The sequence below is a fragment of the Acidocella sp. MX-AZ03 genome, from assembly GCF_027626035.1.
GTDB classification, from domain to species: domain Bacteria; phylum Pseudomonadota; class Alphaproteobacteria; order Acetobacterales; family Acetobacteraceae; genus Acidocella; species Acidocella facilis.
Genome location: NZ_CP110774.1, coordinates 532,015 through 548,937, shown reverse-complemented (window position 1 = coordinate 548,937; position 16,923 = coordinate 532,015). Strand labels below are relative to the sequence as shown.

Here is a 16,923-nt window from a genome sequence, read left to right as displayed (position 1 = left end):
TCAGGCTCCAATCATATAGACATAGATGTAAACGCAAACCCAGACGGTGGCCTGGAACTGCCAGAACATGCGCAGGTTCAAAAGCCGCGCCACCACCATCTCATTGAAGCCGTCGCGCGGGATCTGCACCAGCATTACCAGCATCCAGAGCAGCCCGAACAGCATGTGGATGGCATGGGTCAGGATCAGCACGAAATAGGCCGAGAGATAGCCCGAGCGGTCCATGCCGTTGCCCTGGGCGGTCAGCGTCGCCAGATCGTTGAAGCCAAAACCCAGGAACACCACCGCCAGCACCATCGCGGCGACGATGCCGAGCATGACACCGGCGCGGTTGCCGGTTTTCAGCGCCACGGTGGCAAGGCTGTAGGCGGTGACGGAGCCGAGGATGGCGATGGTCTGCCAGAAGCCCTCGACCGGGTTGACGATCTGGGTGGCGATCGGCCCGCCGGCGGCGTTCATCGGGGTGTCGAGCACCGCATAGGCGGCGAACAACGCCGTGAACAGCAGCGCGTCGCTGAGCATATAGAGCCAGAAGCCCAGCGTACGGGCGGAAATCTGGCTATGCCCCGCAAAGCCGGGCGCGAAGAGGCGCGTATTCGCGTCAGGTGCCGCTTGGTGGGCCATTAATGCGCCTCCACGTGAGAATAATGGTGGTGGGAACGGTCCGGCTGTTCGGAGACAACCGAGCCCAGAGCGAGGTCACGCTCCATCGCCGCGATCTCTTCCGGCTGCAGATGATAGCCCTCATTCTTGTAGAAGGAGCGGATGATCACGCAGACGATCAGCGCCGTCAGCGAAATCGCCGCCAGCCACCAGATGCGCCAGATCATCGCGAAGCCCCAGACCGCGGCCAGCATGCCGATGACGAACGGCATCCCGGTATTGCTCGGCATATGGATGGCCTCGAAATGTTCGGGCTGCGCCTTGTCCAGCCCGTGCTTGCGGCGCCAGGCCAGCTCGTCGCGGGTGTTCACCTGCGGCGTCACCGCGAAATTATAGAACGGCACCGGCGAGGGGGTGAGCCATTCCAGCGTGCGCGAGGTGCCCCAGGCATCCGCGCCGGCCGCGTTCTTCTTGCGGTTGACGATGGAGAAGACCAGCATCAGCGCGAAGCAGGCCAGCGAGATCACATACAGGATCATGCCGATTTCCTCGACCACCAGCATCGGCTTCCAGGCCGTGTTGAAGGTCCAGTCCAGACGGCGGGTTTCGCCCTCGAAGCCCAGCGCGAACATCGCGGTGAAGACGATGAGCGTGGCGATGGAGAAGGTCCAGAAGAAGGCCTTGCCCCAGCTCTCATCGAGCCTGAAACCGAACACTTTCGGGAACCAGTAGGAGACGCCAGCGAAGGCGGCGGCGACGACCAGCAGCACCATGCAGTGGAAATGCGCGATGACGAACACCGAGTCATGCACCGTATAGTTCACCGCCGGGATCGCCAGCATCATGCCGGTGAGGCCGCCGGCCAGCAGCAGGAACAGCCCGAACATCGCCCACAGCATCGGCACCGTATAGGTGATGCGGGCGCGATACATGGTGAAGGCCCAGTTGAACACCTTCACGCCGGTGGGGATGCCGACCAGCATGGTGGCGACGGAGAAGAAGCCGTTAATGTCCGGCCCCGCCCCCATGGTGAAGAAGTGATGCAGCCACACCACCCAGGATACGCCGGCGATGGCGAAGGAGGCCGCGACCATGGTGACATAGCCAAAGAGCGGCTTCTCGCAGAAGGTCGGCACGACCTCGGAGAGGATGCCGAACACCGGCAGAATCAGGAAGTACACCTCCGGATGGCCCCAGAGCCAGAACAGGTTGGTATACAGCATCAGGTTGCCGCCCATGCCGGCGGTGAAGAAATGCGTGCCCAGATAACGGTCCGCACCCAGCAGCGCCAACGCAACACCCAACACCGGGAAGGCGGTGAGGCCGATGATGTTGGTGGAGAGCGTCGTCCAGCTGAAAATCGGCATGCGGAACCAGGTCATCCCCGGGGCGCGCATTTCCACGATGGTGACGATCATATTGATCGCGTTCAGCGTGGTGCCGACAGAGGAGATCTGAATCGCCCACATCCAGTAATCGACACCGGTGGAGGGGGAATAGGGCAGCTCGGTCAGCGGGATCAGACCGACCCAGCCGGCGGCCGAGAAGTCACCCACGAACAGCGAGAGCATGACCAGCCCGGCGGCCCCGGCGGTGAGCCAGAGCGACAGCGCGTTCATGTAAGGGAAGGCCATGTCGCGCGCGCCCAGCTGCAACGGCACCACGATATTCTGGAAGCCGGTGAGGATGGGGGTGGCGGCGAACAGGATCATGATGGTCCCGTGCGCGGAATAGACCTGGTCGAAATGGAAGGGCGGCAGGAAGCCGTGCTGTGCGCCCATATAGCCAGGGGCATTCGGGCCGTTGGCCAGCACCTGCTGGGTGCGGATCAGCAAACCGTCGGCGAAGCCGCGGAAGAGCATGACCAGGCCGATGACGATATACATCACGCCGATCTTCTTATGATCGACCGTGGTCAGCCATTCGCGCCAGAAATACCCGACTTTCTTGAAGTAGAGCACCGCGCCGATGACCACGATGGCGGCCAGCATGGCGCCCGCGAAGGTATATTGCAGGATGGGGATATTATACGGGATCTGATCCAGCGTGAGGCGGCCGAAGAGCGGCGACCAAGGACCGGGAACGTGTACTTGCATGATCTAACCTTCCTTCGCGCTACTTCTCGGTCTCGTTGGAGGCGATGCTCTTGGTGAGAGCGGCCGAGACGGGATAGACCACGCCGGCCTGCGCCGCGGCCACGACCTTGTCGAAGAGTTGCGGATCGGGGTTGGAGAAATAGGAGATCTTGGCGCCGATATTGGCGTGCGGCTGGGCCAGTTTCTGGAAAGTGGCATAGCTCAGCTGATCCGGGCTGGCGGCCGCTTTCTGCACCCAGGCGGTGAAATCAGCCGGGGAGACGATCTTGGTGTCGAACTGCATCCAGGAGAAGCCGGCACCGGAGAAATCGGCGGCGAAGCCGGTCCATTGGCCGAGCTTGGGCGCGTCGAACGTGTCCTTGGTGCGCATGCCCGGCATCACCGCGATCATCGGCAGCAGCTGCGGCACATAGATGTCGTTTGAGACGGAGGCGGAGGTCAGGTTGAACTTCACCACGGCACCCTGCGGGACGACCAGCTGGTCGATGGTGGCGATCTTCTGCTGCGGATAGACGAAAATCCACTGCCAGTCGGTGGCGATGACATCGACATGCAGGACATTCTGCGGGTCCGCGGCGATCTGCTTCTGCAGCAACCCGGGGTTGTACGGCTCGATCGCGTACAAGGTTTTCACCGTGTACCAGCCAAGCCCGCCGACGATGAGCAGCGGCACGCCCCACACCAGCAATTCCAGCGCCGTGTTGTGCGACCAATCCGGGTCGTGCTTGGCGTTGGCGCCGGCGCGATAGCGCCAGCCGAACCAGACAATCACCAGCAGCACCGGCAGAATGACCAGCATCATCACGACCGTATCGACGATCGTGGCGTGCCATTCCTGGGTGGCGATCAGATTCTCCGGGTGGAACAGCAGGTAGTCTCCGCTCGAGGCGCAGGCGGCCAGCGCCAGCATGGGGAGCAGAGCGAGATAGGGTTTCAGTCTCAAGGCTGCCTCGCGTCTAAGATTTCCACCTCCCGCACCAGCGCAAACCGGCCCGGACGGCACTTCACGTTCAACCGCGCGGCATATTCACGCCGCGCGGTTGAACATAGACAGCCTTTATATTGATTGGTCGCAAACGGAAAGCCATTGTCACATTTTGACATGACATATCAGAAATCTGACATGACAGGCTTCAACACCTATTCGCGACGCCTTATATGCCGGAAGCGTGCCTTTTGCGCCTCAACCGTTGCGAATCATCCGCCGATAGAGATGCCAGGCGCTATGTCCGAGGATGGGAATCGTCACCGCTAGGCCGATCAGCCCAGGAATCGCCCCGATCAGCAGCAAACCGGCAATAAGAAGCCCCCAAATCAGCGTTACCGCGGGATTGGCAAGAGCCGCCCTCACCGAGACTGACACTGCCTCGGCAACCCCAATTTCATGGTCAAGCGCCAGCTGAAAGGAAACCAGCGCCGTGGCCAGTGCCACCACCCCGAACACCGCGCCGACCAACACCCCGATCAGAATCATCTCATGGCCGGGGGCGGTAGCGAAAGTCCCGTGCAGGAAGCTCCCGGTTCCGGGAGCGCTACCCAGCGTTGTGTGGTAAATCACACCGGCAACCGCGATCCAGACCGCGAACAGCCCGATCAACAGCAAGGCCAGGCGCTTGATGACGCTCCCACGCGGCGACTCGAAGATCGCCCCGGCGGCATCCACGGTCGCGACTCCGTCGCGCTCACGCTGCCGGCTCAGCGCGCCGAACCAGATCGTCGCCACCGGACCAACCAGCGCCATGCCGCTCGCGACAGGGAAGAGCAGCGGCAAAAAATGCCGGTCGATCAAGGCAATGGCGATAAACAACGCCGCCAGCGGATAGATGACGACCATCACCAGCACATCGGTCCGGCAGGCCAGCCAGTCCTGCACACCCTCGCGCAAGGCGGCACGCAGATCGCCAAAGCCGATCTTCTGCACCGTTACCGGGCTGGTATCGGCTTCCGGATGGGTCGTCGTGGGGTAAGGCTGTCCACCGGGATAGTCTGTATCATGCACGGCCTTAATCAGCGTAGCAGCCATCGGTCTTCTCCCAATTTTTGCCCATTTCGGGTCTTGCCCCTTTTGGGCGGGCAAATTTTCTTCTTCTTTTGATTTAAGACCGTTTTGGCGTTTTCAACCAGAAAAATCGTAACCGCGTCTCCAGAATTCCGAAGCTTCTATCCGGCCCGCGCATGGGCGGTGGCGGCGGCGAACAGTTCGGCATCCGGATGCTGGCCGGTATAGAGGACGAATTGCTCCAGCGCCTGCAGCGCCACGATCTGAGCGCCGGTGACCACGGATTTGCCCAGTTGCCGAGCGGCATGGACCAAGGGCGTCTCGGCCGGCACCGCCACCACATCCATCACCGCCAAGGCGCGCTCGATCATCGGCTCCGGGAAGGCGTAATGCCCCTCCTCCGGCCCGCCCGCCATGCCGATGGGGTGGCGTTGAGCAGATAATCCGCCTCCACCCCGTCCGTGCTGGCCGCCCATTCATAGGAGCAACCTTGCGCCAGCGCCCTGCCCTGCGCCTCATTGCGGGCGATGATGATGCCGTTTTCATAGCCTGAGAGCTTCAGCGCATAGGCGACCGCCTTGGCCATGCCGCCACTGCCGCGCAGCGCCACCCGCGCGCTGGGGGCAGACCGGCCTGGCGCAACAGATCCCGCACCGCGATGAAATCCGTGTTATAAGCCACCAGCCTTCCATGCTCATTGACGATGGTGTTGACCGACTGGATCGCCGCCGCCGAGGGGGTGAGCTCATCCAGCAGCGGGATGCAGGCTTCCTTATACGGCATGGAGACGCCGCAGCCGCGGATTTTCAGGGCGCGCAGGCCACGAATGGCGCCTTCCAGATCCTCCGTGGTGCAGGCTTTGTAAATATAATTCAGCCCCAAATTCTGGTAGAGATAATTATGGAAGCGTGTGCCGAAATTGCTGGGCCGCGCCGCGAGCGAAATGCAGATAATGGTATCCTTGTCTATGCTCATCGGCCTGCCCTCCTGGTTGGCGCAGAGTAGCATAAAAGTCAGGCATCAAAACCATGCCTGGACGCGATGGGGTGCCAGAGCGCAGTTTGCCGTTCCGCAGAAGCGTTGAAGGAGCTTGTGATGCGTCGCCTCTCTCTCGTCCCGGTCTTTCTCGGCCTCGCCGGCGCTGCGCAGGCCGCCCTGCCCGCCCCCGCCTACAACCCGCCCGATACCGCCAGCAGCGAAACCGCCATTCTCTCCGGCGGCTGCTTCTGGGGGTGCAGGGCGTGTTCGAGCATGTGAAGGGTGTCAGCCAGGCGCTGTCGGGCTATACCGGCGGGCAGAAAGCCACGGCGGATTACGAGACGGTGAGCACTGGCAGCACCGGCCACGCGGAATCGGTGAAGATCACCTTCAACCCGCGGGTGATTTCCTATGGCCAGATCCTGCAGATCTATTTCGCCGTCACCACCGACCCGACCGAGCTGAACTACCAGGGCCCGGACCATGGCACCCAATATCGCGGGGAGATCTGGACGACCTCGCCGCAGCAGAAGGAGATCGCCACACGCTATATCGCGCAGCTTGGCGCGGATCATGCCTTCCCGGCGCCGATCGTCACCCGCGTGGATGCGGCGATGCCGTTCTATCCGGCCGAGGGCTATCATCAGGATTTCCTGATCCGCCATCCGGATAATCCCTATATCGTCTTCAACGACATCCCGAAGGTGGAAGCGCTGAAGGCGCAATTCCCGGCTTTGTATGAAACCGATCCGGTGACGGTTCTGAAAGGCAACACATGATCCGCCGTATGTTCCTGCTGGCCGGCGCCAGCGCCCTGGCGCTGGGCGCGAAGGCCCGCGCCGCCTACCGGGTGACGCACACGGACGCCGAATGGCGCCGGCTGCTCACCCCGGCGCAATATGAGATTTTGCGCCAGCAAGGCACCGAGCCGCCCTTTAGCTCGGCGCTGCTGAACGAGCATCGCAAAGGCATTTTCCATTGCGCCGGCTGCGCGCTGCCGCTGTTCTCCTCCGCCACCAAATATGACAGCGGCACCGGCTGGCCCAGCTTTTACGCGCCGCTGCCGCATGCGGTGGATGAGCAGAACGATACCAGCTTCGGCATGGACCGCACCGAGGTGCATTGCAGCCAATGCGGCGGGCATCTGGGGCATGTGTTCCCGGATGGGCCGCGCCCGACCGGGTTGCGCTACTGCATGAACGGGCTGGCGTTGGGGTTTACGCCGGCGTGAGGGCGTCGTGGGGGCTTTTTGAAAAAAGCCCACACACCCCCAAAACTTTTGCGACTTATGCTTTGAGTTTCGCGGCCTCTGCCGCCAGCTTGGTGATGGCGGCCCAATCCTTCGCCGCCACCAGCTCCTTCTTCACCATCCAGGAGCCGCCGACGCAGAGCACGTTGGGCAGCTTCAGATAGCGCGGGGCGATCTCCGGGGTGATGCCGCCGGTCGGGCAGAATTGCAGCTGCGGCAGCGGCGAGGCGATGGAGGAGAGGAATGGCGCCCCGCCCGCCGCCTCGGCCGGAAAGAATTTCGCAAACCGATAGCCGCGCTCGATCAGCACCATCGCCTCCGAGGCGCTGGCGATGCCGGGCAGCGGCGCCAGATCCGCATCCTCCGCCGCATCCAGAAGTTTGCGCGTCGCCCCTGGCGAGACGGCGAATTGCGCGCCGGCCTTCGCCGCCTGCTTGTAATGCTTGGCGGTGAGCACGGTGCCGACCCCGGCCACCGCCCCCTCAACCTCATTCGCCACAGCGCGGATCGCCTCCAACGCTACAGGCGTGCGCAGCGTGATTTCGATCGCCTTCAGCCCGCCTTGCACCAAAGCGCGGGCCAGCGGCACCGCATCCGCGACATCATCGATGATCACCACCGGGATCACCGGGGCGAGCTTCATGATGGTTTCCAAACCCTCCTGGATCATGCGTGCGACTCCTCGTAGGCGAAAATGCTAGCGCCAAGATCGGCGCGGCTGACCAGATGGCGGAAGGGGGCGAACAGCTCCCGCCCGGTGCCGTGATGGCTGTCATCGAGATCCGCCAGCGCCTCTGCGCGCGCCTCCCATTCAGCCGCATCCACCAGCGCGCTCAACGTGCCGGCCTTGGCATCGACGCGGACGATGTCGCCATCCTTCAGCTTGGCGAGCGGGCCGCCGGCCAGCGCCTCCGGTGTGGCGTGGATGGCGGAGAGCACCTTGCCCGAGGCGCCGGACATTCGGCCATCGGTGACCAGCGCCACCTTGAAGCCCTTATCCTGCAACACCCCAAGCGGCGGCATCAGCTTGTGCAATTCCGGCATGCCATTCGCCTTCGGCCCCTGGAAGCGCACCACCACGACAACATCCTTGTTCAGCTCCCCAGCCTTGAACGCCGCCTGCACCGCCTCCTGGCTGTGGAACACCCGGCAGGGGGCCTCCAGCACATGCCGTTCCTCCGCCACCGCGGAGGTTTTCACCACCGCCTGGCCGAGATTGCCGCTGAGCAGCTTCAGCCCGCCGGTCGGCTGGAACGGGTTGGCGGCCGGGCGCAGCACTTTCTCATCCCCGCTGGATGCAGGCGCCTCGCGCCAGTTGAGCTTGCCGTCTTCCAGATAGGGCTCGTTGATGTAGGCGGAGAGCCCCTTGCCCATGATGGTGTCCACATCCTCATGCAGCAGCCCGGCCTCGATCAGCTCGCGGATCAAAAACCCGGTGCCGCCGGCGGCGTGGAAATGATTCACATCGGCCTGGCCATTGGGATAGATGCGGCACAGCAAAGGCGTCACCGCCGCCAGATCCGAAAGATCCTGCCAGGTGATGGTGATCCCCGCCGCCGCCGCCATCGGCAGCAGATGGATGGTATGGTTGGTCGACCCACCGGTGGCGTGCAGCGCGACGATCGCATTCACGAAGCTGCGCTCATCGATCATCCGGCCCACCGGCTGGAAATTCTCGCCCAGTGCCGTTTGGCTCATCACACGCTGCACCGCGAAATCCGTCAGCGCGTCGCGCAAAGGCGTGCCGGGATTCACGAAGGCCGCGCCTGGCACATGCAGCCCCATGATCTCGACCAGCATCTGGTTGGTGTTGGCGGTGCCGTAGAAGGTGCAGGTGCCCGGCGCGTGGTAGGCTTCGCCTTCCGCCTTCAGCAGCGCCGCGCGGTCGATCTTGCCTTCCGCATAAAGCTGGCGGATCTTGGCTTTTTCGGAATTGGGCAGGCCGGAGGGCATCGGTCCGGCGGGGATCAGCACCGAGGGCAGATGCCCGAAGCTCAGCATGCCGATCACCAGCCCGGGCACGATCTTATCGCAAATCCCCAGGAAACAAGCGGCATCGAAGGTGTTGTGGGAGAGCGCCACGCCGGTTGCCAGCGCGATCACGTCCCGCGAGAACAGCGACAGCTCCATGCCGGCCTCGCCCTGCGTCACCCCATCGCACATGGCCGGCACGCCGCCCGCCACCATCGCCACGCCACCAACCTTGCGCGCCGCCTCGCGGATCTGCTCCGGGTAGGTTTCGTAGGGGCGATGCGCCGAGAGCATGTCGTTATAAGCGGTGACGATGGCGAGGCTGCCGCCATCGCCGTCGCGCAGCACGGCCTTGTCGCCCGCGCCGCAGCCGGCGAAGCCGTGCGCCTGGTTGGCGCAACCCAAGGCATGGCGCTTGGGCTTGTGGCTGGCGGCCTGCGCCACGCGCTGTAGGTAGCGCGAGCGCGACCCACGGCTGCGCTCGATGATCCGGGCCGTGACCTCGGCAATGACAGGGTGAAGCATGTTACGCACTCCAATAAATCTGCGGATCATGACGCAAGGCGGCGCGGATGGGCATCTCCTCATCCGGCCCGCCGGCCAAGGCCTGTTCCAGAACCTCGCGCTTGCGCGCGCCTTCAATATGTAGGGCCAGCAGATCCGCCTGGGCCAGAACCGGTAGCGTCAAGGTAACACGCGGCTCGCCGGCGCCCGGCGCCTGCATCGTCTCCACCTTCTGCCCGTTGGAAGGGGCCAGGGCGGCGGCCAGATTGTCGCCGCCGGGGAAGAAGGAGGCCGTATGCCCATCCTCTCCCATACCTAAGATCGCCGCCGCCAGGGACAAGGGCAAGGCAGCCAGCTCCGCCTCCAGCGCCTTCAGCCCGGCCGCCGGCGTCGGCGCACCGTTATAAAGCGGCAGGAACCGGGCCTGGGCGGCGCGGTTCTGCAGCAGCGCCCGGCGCACCATGGCGGCGTTGGAGCGGGGGCTGTCCTCGGGCACCCAGCGCTCATCCACCAAAGTGACCACCACCCGCGACCAATCCAGCTCCACCTGGCTCAGCGCCGCGAAAAAGGCGCCGGGCGTGCTGCCGCCGGAGACGGCCAGCACCGCTTCCACCTGCAATTGCAAGCGGTTGCGCAAAGCCTGCGCGGTATCCTCAGCCAGCTTTTCCGCCAAAGCATCGCGGGTGGAGAAAATCAGCATCAGGGCGCACCATCCGCCCAGTGCGCCGTCACGGCGCACCATCCGCCCAGGTACGCCCATCGCGCTCGATCAGCGCGATCGCCGCGCTCGGCCCCCAGGTCCCGGCGGTGTAGGGCTTCGGCGCATCCGGGGCGATGCTCCAGGCCTCCAGGATCGGGTCGACCCAGGCCCAGGCGGCCTCCACCTCGTCGCGGCGCATGAACAAGGTCTGGTTGCCACGCACCACATCCAGCACCAGCCGCTCATAGGCATCCGGATTGCGGACATTGAACGTCGAAGCAAAACTCATATCCAGCGAGACCGGGCGCAGACGCATTCCCCCGGGCCGGGATCCTTGATCATCAGCCAGAGCTTCACGCCCTCATCCGGCTGCAGCCGGATGACCAGCCGATTCGCCATCACCGGCCCCGCCGCCTTGCCGAACACTGAATGCGGCACCGGGCGGAAGGTGATGACGATTTCCGAAACACGCTCCGCCAGCCGCTTGCCGGTGCGCAGATAAAACGGCACCCCCGCCCAGCGCCAATTCTCGATCTCGGCTTTCAGCGCCACGAAGGTCTCGGTCTGGCTGGAAGGCTGGCCCAGCTCCTCCAGATAGCCGGGCACCGGCCCACCGGCGGAGGCGCCAGCGCGATACTGGCCGCGCACCCAATCCTGCGACTCCATCGGCTTGAGCGCCCGCAGCACTTTCAGCTTCTCGTCGCGCACTGCATCGGCGGCGAGATGGGCGGGCGGCTCCATCGCCACCAGGCAGAGCAGCTGCAGAATATGGTTCTGCACCATGTCGCGCAGCGCCCCGGCGGTGTCGTAATAGCCGGCCCGGCCCTCAACGCCGAGCGACTCCGCCACGGTGATCTGCACATGGTCGATATGGGCGGCATTCCACAGCGGCTCGAACAGCCCGTTGGCGAAACGCAGCGCCATCAGGTTCTGCACCGTCTCCTTGCCGAGATAATGATCGATACGATAGACGCGGTCTTCCGGGAACACCTGGGCAATCGCCTGGTTCACCGCATGCGCGCTCTCGCCATCCTTGCCCACCGGCTTTTCCACCACCACCCGGGCATTCTCACCGGCCAGGTTGAAGCGCCCCAGCCGCTCGCAGATCGGCCCGAACAAAGCCGGACCGGTGGCGAGGTAGAACACGATCACCCGGTCCTGATAAGGCTTCAGCGCGGTGGCGAGCTCCGCCCAGCCTTCATCGCCGGTGGCATCCGCCGCGATGTAATGAATGCGCTTCAAGAACCGCTCGACAATCTCCGCCGGGCGCTCGCTGGCGGGCACATGCTCCTCCACCGCCGCCTTCGCCTGGGCGACGAATTCGTCATCGCTGAGCTGCCCGCGCGAGACGCCGAAAATCTCCGCCGCATCCGGCAGCTGGCCATCCGCATCGCGCTGGAACATGGCGGGGATCAATTTGCGGCGGGAGAGATCACCCGTGGCGCCAAACACGACGAGAACAAACGGCTCAACTGGGATCACACGGCTGGTCATACTCTCTCCTTCCGAAGATGCGCCCGGCATCTTCCCCTAGTTTGTCTTAAATGGCGGCCGCGACAAGGGGCCACGCGGCGCGTCATGCCTGACTGCCCGGGCGCAGCATGGCAACGTGCGGCTCTTCCAGAAAATGTTGCAACGCGATCGCAATGCCGCCCATCGGCACCGCGAATTCGCCGAGCGTGGAGACGCTGATCGCGATCTCGCCACCGATTTCGCGCAGCGCATTCGCCTCGAACACCGGTTGCGCGGCGGGCAGCAGATACTCCGCCAGCACCGCCATCGCCCCACCCAGCACGATGCGTCCAGGCGCGAAAATATTGGCGAGATTGGCCAGCCCCAGCCCGAGATGCTGGCCACATTCAGCCAGCACCGCGCGCACCCCGGCCTCGCCGCGCAAGGCGGCCTCGCGCACCGCGGCGATGTCCGGGAAGTTCAATTTGGCATCGCGCAAGCGCTCGAAAATCGCGCGCTCAGATATATAGGCCTCAAAGCAACCGAAACCGCCGCAGGCGCAAGGGCGGCCATTGGGCACCAGCTTCATATGCCCGACCTCACCCGCCATGCCGCGCGGACCACGATAGATCGCCCCACCCAGATACAACCCGCCACCCACGCCGGAGCGGCCGGAGAGATAGATGAAATCCGCATCCGGCGCGCCTTGCCCGAACAGATGCTCCGCCGCGGCGGCCGCCTTGATGTCGTTCTCCAACTGCACCGGCACCGCGAGAGATGCGGCCAGCGCCGCGCCGAAATCGACATCATGCCAATCCAGATTCGGCGCCAGCGCCAATTTGCCATCCAGCCCGACCAGGCCTGGCACACCCACCCCGACCCCGGCCAGCGCCTTGCGCGGGTAGCCCGTTTGTTTCAGCAGCGTGGCGATACCGGATTTGATCGAACCGATAACCATTTCCTGATCCTTACTGCCAGGAACATGCAGATTGGCCAGAATGGTGCCGGCGAAACTGCACAGCACCAGCTCGCTTTCATCAACATCCACCGCGACTCCCGCCAACACGCCGGTTTTCTCATTGATGCTGAGCTGGCTGTTGGGCCGCCCGGAGCGCCCGGTGCGTTCGCCCTGGGTGCGCTCGACCAGCCCGTCCTGTTCCAGAGAGGCCAGGATGATGGAGATGGTGGCAAGGTCAATGCCTGTGTCTTTTGACAGACCTTGCGGTGAAATAGAGGGGTTTTTGCGAATCCCGTGAAACACGCGCGCCGCGTTGATCTTGCGGATGATGTTGGAATTGATCCGACGTGTGTTCATGGCGCCACAGCCTTAGCGTAACCGCAACGGCCCGGCAATTTTTATTTGACAGCGCCCCGGAGCCTTCATATTCCTATTTTATTCGGGGCTAAAATAATTCTCCCGAAAACAAAGCAGAACGCCTGTGGGAAGAGGAACGACATAGATCAAAAAACAGACTTCTTGAACATGCGTGTTCAGGCTACAACACACGCGCATCTCGTTGCGGCGCCATGTTGCGGTGCAGCCTGAACGCAGAAGAGCCGAAAATCATCAGAACAACAGGAGGAGGACGGAATGTCCAAACTGATCAAGAGCCTCGCAGGCATGAAAAATTCCTGCAGCAAAGCCGCGTTTTTCGCCGCCGGCATGCTGCCACTGGCCGGGCTGGCGATGCCGGCGCACGCGCAGAGCCTGCAGGATGCGCTGCGGCAGACCACGATTTCCGGCATGGCCGGCGTGTATGACTTCACCTACGCTAACAAGGGGGAAGTCGGGAAGAACACACAGAACGCCTTCGCCGTCGGCGGCAATCTCAATCTGCACACCGGCGCCTTCGAGGGCTTCAGCGTCGGGCTGGGCGGCTATACCGGCCAGTCTCTCGGTCTCTATTCGCGCAACCCGAATCATGATGACAGCTCCGAGCTGACCAGCCATACCCATAGCGAACAATCGCTGCGCGAGGCCTTCCTGCAGTACGAGAATCGCTATCTGGAAGTGCGCGGCGGCCGGCAATTCATCAACACCCCGTTCGCCAATCAGGATCTCTACACCTTCAACCCGCGCGCCTTCATGGGCTTCGCCGGTGTCGCCAACGTGATTGGCGGCAATAACGGCGCCGCCGATGCCGGACCGCTGAGCCTGAACACCGACACCGCGACCCTGTCGGTCATGGCGACGCGCATGTTCAACTATAATTCGCGTTATAGCAGCGACTTTGTCAGCGGTGACCGCTATCTCACCCACACCAACGGCTTCATCGCCTTCGGTGCGAAGTTCCAGAACCGTTACGACAATGTCGATTACACGGCGCAGGGCTGGTACTATAATTTCTACGGCCAGGCGCAGATGTTCTACGGCCAGGCGGATTTCGTGACGCCGATGAACGCGAATTCCAACCTGTTCGGCTCCGCGCAGATGGTCAGCGAAGGCAATTCCGGCTCCGGCTTCAACCCGGCCGGCGTGACCTATAATGTCGACGCGCATGTCTATGGCGGCAAGCTCGGCATGACCTTCGGTGACGACAAGATCGCGGTGATCGGCGATTACAGCCCGTCCTCCTACGGCTCCTTCCACCATGGCGGAATGGTCCATCCTTACAACGATCTGTCCGGCACGATCTTCACCGATACGATGCAGAACGGTATCGAGGATATGGGGCCGGGTTATGCCTACGGTATCACCGGCACGATCAAGGCGATGGGCGGCAAGCTCGAAATCGACCCGACCTATGTCGAGTATAACGCCGATTACGGCTTCGGCGGCAGCACCTACAGCTATGGCGGTGCCTATGGCTTCCCGGCGGGCGTCGCGCCGATCCACAATGAAGCGATCCATGTCATCGATGCCGGCTTCAGCTACAATCTTTCGGATGTGCTGAAGGGTCTCTCGGTGGCGTGGGATACGGATGCGGCCTTCGCGCAGAACGATAGCTCGCAGACCAACGCGCATTACGACAATCCGTATTTCAGCAGCCGCTTTTATCTGAAATACGCCTTCTGATCGCGATGCCGCTCCACGCCACCGGCGCTGGGGCGGCATTGTTCGGCAGGCTGCGGAGAGGTCCCGGCCCGTCCGGACCGATTGGAAACACCACAGAGGCCATGCCCGGTTTTGCCCAGGCTGGCCTCTTTTTATTTGGGGAATGACATGACGGCAGACATACATCCCGAGCGAATCCTGGCTCTGGATATTGGCGGTACCGGGCTGAAGGCAGCGTTGTTGAACCATGCCGGAGAGATGCTGGCACCAGCCGCGCGCTGCCCGACACCGCCCGGCGCCAGCCCCACGCAATTGCTGGAAACCGTGGCGACGCTGATCGCGCCGCTTGGCGAATTCGATTTTATTTCCATCGGTTTTCCGGGCGCCATCAAGCACAATATCGTTCTCACGGCGCCTAATCTCGGCACCAAAAACTGGCATGGCACGGATCTCGCCGCCCTCGCCACCGCACGCTTCAACCGCCCGGCAAGGCTGGCGAATGACGCGACGATGCATGGGCTGGGCATCATCGCCGGTGAGGGAATTGAGGTGGTGCTGACTTTGGGCACCGGCATGGGCTTTGCCTTGTTCCGCGATTTCGTGCCGGCACCGCAGATCGAGCTGGGCCGGCATGTTGCTGGTGAGGAGCCGAGCTATGACGATTTCGTCGGCGATGCGGCGCTGAAGCGTGTCGGCGAGATGCGCTGGAAAGCGCGCGTGCAGGAAACGATCGGGCGGATCCATAGCCTGGTGAATTTTGATGTGCTCTATCTCGGCGGCGGCAATGCCAGGCTGTTCAGCCTGCAGGAACTGCCCGAAGGCGTCATCCTCGCGCGCAACGAGGCAGGGCTGACCGGCGGAGCGAAGCTCTGGAATGCGGAAGTCGGGCGGGCGTTGCAGTGACGCCAAGAAACAGCCTGACAGATGCATGATTTTTTAGAGCATCAAGCTTTCAGCTTGATGCTCTTTTTTTATCGCACGCTTTGATCTGCACATCCTGACGCTGGCGCGTCAGCGTACATTCATATGGCTCTTGTGCCGCTCAAGGGGCTGCGCCTCTAAAAGCTCTCACCCATGCCACGGTGAATTACACCCAGGCCGTCGCCAAAAAATCTCCATGAAAAAAGGGGCCGCAAGGCCCCTTTCTTTTGGTCGGGAATGTCGCGCTCAGGCGCGGCCGGAGCGCATCCGGCGCTGGCGCAGGATCGTATCGATGGTGATGGCGGCGAGAAGAATCACACCCTCCACCCCGAAGCGCACGGAAGAGGGCGCGCCGATCAGATCCATGCCGTTGGTGACGGAGGCGATCACCAGCGCGCCGAAGAAGGCGCCATAGACCGAGCCACGCCCGCCAAACAGGCTGGTGCCGCCGATCACCGCCGCGGCAACGGCGTTCAGCATGATGTCGGAATCACCCACCGTGGCGGAGGCCACGCCAAGCCGCGCCGCATCCAGCAAGCCGCCCAGCCCGACCAGCGCGCCGGCCAAGGTGAAGGCCGCGAGCTGCACGAAGCGAACATTGATGCCAGAACGCCGCGCCGCCTCAACATTGCCGCCCACCGCGTAAAGATGCCGGCCGAAGCGCATGGATTTGGTGAGGAAGGCGCAGGCGAACAGAGCCGCGAGGAAGATCACCAGCAGCACCGGCACACCCTGATAGGCGCAGAGCAACCCGATGCCGATGACCAGCACCACCAGCATGAAGGCCAGCTTGGCGAAGAACAGGCTATGCGCCTCCCCTGCCCACGCCGGCGCCGGTCCGTATGGCGGCGCAGCGAGACAATGGCAAACAGCGCAAACAAGGCCAGCGAAATAATCCAGCTCCACAGCGCGGGCACATCCAGCGTGCCGACAGCGGTGGAGAGATCATCAGAAAGCGGCACGGAACCGCCATGCTGGGTCAGCATCGCCAGCACCAAGCCTTCTGCGATCATCGCCCCGCCGAGCGAGACCACGAAGCTCGGCACGCCGACGCGCGAAACCAGAATGCCCTGCAAGAAGCCGATCACCACCGAAGCGCCGATGGCGAGAAACACGCAGGGCCAGACCGGAAGGTTGAAGAACACCGTGCCGACGGAGAAGACCGAGGCGGCGACCACGCTGCTCCAGCCGATCGAAAGATCGATCATCCCGAGCAGGATCACCAGCGTTTCCGCCAGCGCCAACGTGCCCGTCACCACAATCTGCGCCGAGAGATTGCTGAGATTGCGGGGGTGAGGAAATGCGGGTTGAGAATTTCGAAGACGATCCAGATCGCGATCAGCGCCGCGATCACCGGCATCATGCCAAGATCGGTGGAGCTTACGAGTCTCTGCGTCCAGCCGGGTGCCTTGGTGTTGTTCTGTGCTGTTGTCATTTGGTTCACCGCGCTCATGT

19 protein-coding genes and 1 pseudogene are annotated in these 16,923 nt (G+C 63.1%); 5 read left to right on the top strand and 15 right to left on the bottom strand.

Features of this window, described 5'->3' with window-relative positions; genetic code table 11:
• The 7 genes from GT370_RS03105 to GT370_RS21180 all read right to left on the bottom strand — a co-directional run bounded on the left by GT370_RS03105 (window position 1) and on the right by GT370_RS21180 (window position 5,673).
• Window positions 1–624 (bottom strand): cytochrome c oxidase subunit 3, encoded by a 624-nt coding sequence (locus tag GT370_RS03105; RefSeq protein ID WP_008493268.1) that lies wholly within the window; start codon window positions 622–624, stop codon window positions 1–3.
• A complete protein-coding gene (locus tag GT370_RS03100) occupies window positions 624–2,699 on the bottom strand; it encodes a cbb3-type cytochrome c oxidase subunit I (RefSeq protein ID WP_008493269.1) in 2,076 nt (691 codons plus the stop codon). The genes GT370_RS03105 and GT370_RS03100 overlap by 1 nt, the downstream gene beginning before the upstream one ends.
• Window positions 2,700–2,718: 19 nt before the next feature.
• Window positions 2,719–3,642: a ubiquinol oxidase subunit II gene (locus tag GT370_RS03095; RefSeq protein WP_026438881.1), complete on the bottom strand. Its 924-nt coding sequence runs from the start codon at window positions 3,640–3,642 to the stop codon at window positions 2,719–2,721.
• 240 nt (window positions 3,643–3,882) lie between these two features.
• Window positions 3,883–4,722 carry a DUF2189 domain-containing protein gene (locus tag GT370_RS03090; RefSeq protein ID WP_008493271.1) on the bottom strand — a complete coding sequence of 280 codons (840 nt, stop codon included), beginning with the start codon at window positions 4,720–4,722 and terminating at the stop codon, window positions 3,883–3,885.
• A gap of 137 nt (window positions 4,723–4,859) precedes the next feature.
• Window positions 4,860–5,114: a hypothetical protein gene (locus GT370_RS21190; protein WP_270183881.1), complete on the bottom strand. Its 255-nt coding sequence runs from the start codon at window positions 5,112–5,114 to the stop codon at window positions 4,860–4,862.
• A complete protein-coding gene (locus GT370_RS21185; protein WP_270183880.1) occupies window positions 5,066–5,284 on the bottom strand; it encodes a hypothetical protein in 219 nt (72 codons plus the stop codon). Before GT370_RS21185 ends, GT370_RS21190 begins: the two co-directional genes overlap by 49 nt.
• Window positions 5,257–5,673, bottom strand: coding sequence for a hypothetical protein (locus GT370_RS21180; RefSeq protein WP_270183879.1), 417 nt, complete (start codon window positions 5,671–5,673; stop codon window positions 5,257–5,259). Before GT370_RS21180 ends, GT370_RS21185 begins: the two co-directional genes overlap by 28 nt.
• Before the next feature lie 120 nt (window positions 5,674–5,793).
• On the opposite strand from GT370_RS21180, the gene GT370_RS03070 reads away from it, so the two are divergent.
• Genes GT370_RS03070 through msrB form a run of 3 tightly spaced genes read left to right on the top strand, consistent with a single transcriptional unit; the run spans window position 5,794 to window position 6,907 of the window.
• A complete protein-coding gene (locus GT370_RS03070) occupies window positions 5,794–5,955 on the top strand; it encodes a hypothetical protein (RefSeq protein WP_270183878.1) in 162 nt (53 codons plus the stop codon).
• A complete protein-coding gene (msrA, locus tag GT370_RS03065; protein ID WP_270183877.1) occupies window positions 5,940–6,455 on the top strand; it encodes a peptide-methionine (S)-S-oxide reductase MsrA in 516 nt (171 codons plus the stop codon). The genes GT370_RS03070 and msrA overlap by 16 nt, the downstream gene beginning before the upstream one ends.
• Entirely contained in the window at window positions 6,452–6,907 is a 456-nt protein-coding gene (msrB, locus tag GT370_RS03060) for a peptide-methionine (R)-S-oxide reductase MsrB (protein WP_008493275.1), read from the top strand. Before msrA ends, msrB begins: the two co-directional genes overlap by 4 nt.
• 55 nt (window positions 6,908–6,962) lie before the next feature.
• On the opposite strand, the gene eda is transcribed toward msrB, so the two are convergent.
• The 5 genes and pseudogenes from eda to GT370_RS03035 all read right to left on the bottom strand — a co-directional run bounded on the left by eda (window position 6,963) and on the right by GT370_RS03035 (window position 12,867).
• On the bottom strand, window positions 6,963–7,595 hold the full coding sequence (gene eda / locus GT370_RS03055; protein ID WP_270183568.1) for a bifunctional 4-hydroxy-2-oxoglutarate aldolase/2-dehydro-3-deoxy-phosphogluconate aldolase: 633 nt from the start codon (window positions 7,593–7,595) through the stop codon (window positions 6,963–6,965).
• Window positions 7,592–9,421, bottom strand: coding sequence for a phosphogluconate dehydratase (gene edd, locus GT370_RS03050; RefSeq protein WP_008495817.1), 1,830 nt, complete (start codon window positions 9,419–9,421; stop codon window positions 7,592–7,594). Before edd ends, eda begins: the two co-directional genes overlap by 4 nt.
• A gap of 1 nt (window position 9,422) precedes the next feature.
• On the bottom strand, window positions 9,423–10,100 hold the full coding sequence (gene pgl / locus GT370_RS03045) for a 6-phosphogluconolactonase (RefSeq protein ID WP_270183876.1): 678 nt from the start codon (window positions 10,098–10,100) through the stop codon (window positions 9,423–9,425).
• A gap of 28 nt (window positions 10,101–10,128) precedes the next feature.
• Window positions 10,129–11,594, bottom strand: a pseudogene (zwf, locus tag GT370_RS03040) (glucose-6-phosphate dehydrogenase).
• 82 nt (window positions 11,595–11,676) lie between these two features.
• Window positions 11,677–12,867: an ROK family transcriptional regulator gene (locus tag GT370_RS03035; RefSeq protein ID WP_008493278.1), complete on the bottom strand. Its 1,191-nt coding sequence runs from the start codon at window positions 12,865–12,867 to the stop codon at window positions 11,677–11,679.
• 276 nt (window positions 12,868–13,143) lie between these two features.
• Between GT370_RS03035 and GT370_RS03030 the strand changes: the two genes are divergently transcribed.
• Window positions 13,144–14,568: a hypothetical protein gene (locus GT370_RS03030; protein ID WP_008493280.1), complete on the top strand. Its 1,425-nt coding sequence runs from the start codon at window positions 13,144–13,146 to the stop codon at window positions 14,566–14,568.
• Between the two features lie 147 nt (window positions 14,569–14,715).
• Window positions 14,716–15,450, top strand: a complete 735-nt coding sequence (locus tag GT370_RS03025; RefSeq protein ID WP_039884759.1) for an ROK family protein — start codon at window positions 14,716–14,718, stop codon at window positions 15,448–15,450.
• A gap of 264 nt (window positions 15,451–15,714) precedes the next feature.
• Here the strand turns inward: GT370_RS03025 and GT370_RS03020 are convergent, their stop codons facing one another.
• From GT370_RS03020 to GT370_RS03010, 3 genes are read right to left on the bottom strand one after another with little or no spacing between them, the layout of a single operon-like run.
• Window positions 15,715–16,248: an ABC transporter permease subunit gene (locus GT370_RS03020; protein ID WP_270183875.1), complete on the bottom strand. Its 534-nt coding sequence runs from the start codon at window positions 16,246–16,248 to the stop codon at window positions 15,715–15,717.
• Window positions 16,179–16,724, bottom strand: coding sequence for an ABC transporter permease subunit (locus GT370_RS03015; RefSeq protein ID WP_270183874.1), 546 nt, complete (start codon window positions 16,722–16,724; stop codon window positions 16,179–16,181). The genes GT370_RS03020 and GT370_RS03015 overlap by 70 nt, the downstream gene beginning before the upstream one ends.
• Window positions 16,721–16,921 carry a hypothetical protein gene (locus GT370_RS03010; RefSeq protein WP_270183873.1) on the bottom strand — a complete coding sequence of 67 codons (201 nt, stop codon included), beginning with the start codon at window positions 16,919–16,921 and terminating at the stop codon, window positions 16,721–16,723. Before GT370_RS03010 ends, GT370_RS03015 begins: the two co-directional genes overlap by 4 nt.
• Window positions 16,922–16,923: the final 2 nt, after the last annotated feature.

Bases quoted from the DNA above. Each gene is read 5' to 3' on its own strand.
- GT370_RS03105 (WP_008493268.1), bottom strand. From the start codon at position 624: ATGGCCCACCAAGCGGCACCTGACGCGAATACGCGCCTCTTCGCGCCC.
- GT370_RS03100 (WP_008493269.1), bottom strand. From the start codon at position 2,699: ATGCAAGTACACGTTCCCGGTCCTTGGTCGCCGCTCTTCGGCCGCCTC.
- GT370_RS03090 (WP_008493271.1), bottom strand. From the start codon at position 4,722: ATGGCTGCTACGCTGATTAAGGCCGTGCATGATACAGACTATCCCGGT.
- GT370_RS21190 (WP_270183881.1), bottom strand. From the start codon at position 5,114: ATGGCGGGCGGGCCGGAGGAGGGGCATTACGCCTTCCCGGAGCCGATG.
- GT370_RS21185 (WP_270183880.1), bottom strand. From the start codon at position 5,284: ATGGCCAAGGCGGTCGCCTATGCGCTGAAGCTCTCAGGCTATGAAAAC.
- GT370_RS21180 (WP_270183879.1), bottom strand. From the start codon at position 5,673: ATGAGCATAGACAAGGATACCATTATCTGCATTTCGCTCGCGGCGCGG.
- GT370_RS03070 (WP_270183878.1), top strand. From the start codon at position 5,794: ATGCGTCGCCTCTCTCTCGTCCCGGTCTTTCTCGGCCTCGCCGGCGCT.
- msrB (WP_008493275.1), top strand. From the start codon at position 6,452: ATGATCCGCCGTATGTTCCTGCTGGCCGGCGCCAGCGCCCTGGCGCTG.
- eda (WP_270183568.1), bottom strand. From the start codon at position 7,595: ATGATCCAGGAGGGTTTGGAAACCATCATGAAGCTCGCCCCGGTGATC.
- edd (WP_008495817.1), bottom strand. From the start codon at position 9,421: ATGCTTCACCCTGTCATTGCCGAGGTCACGGCCCGGATCATCGAGCGC.
- pgl (WP_270183876.1), bottom strand. From the start codon at position 10,100: ATGCTGATTTTCTCCACCCGCGATGCTTTGGCGGAAAAGCTGGCTGAG.
- GT370_RS03035 (WP_008493278.1), bottom strand. From the start codon at position 12,867: ATGAACACACGTCGGATCAATTCCAACATCATCCGCAAGATCAACGCG.
- GT370_RS03030 (WP_008493280.1), top strand. From the start codon at position 13,144: ATGTCCAAACTGATCAAGAGCCTCGCAGGCATGAAAAATTCCTGCAGC.
- GT370_RS03025 (WP_039884759.1), top strand. From the start codon at position 14,716: ATGACGGCAGACATACATCCCGAGCGAATCCTGGCTCTGGATATTGGC.
- GT370_RS03020 (WP_270183875.1), bottom strand. From the start codon at position 16,248: ATGCTGGTGGTGCTGGTCATCGGCATCGGGTTGCTCTGCGCCTATCAG.
- GT370_RS03010 (WP_270183873.1), bottom strand. From the start codon at position 16,921: ATGAGCGCGGTGAACCAAATGACAACAGCACAGAACAACACCAAGGCA.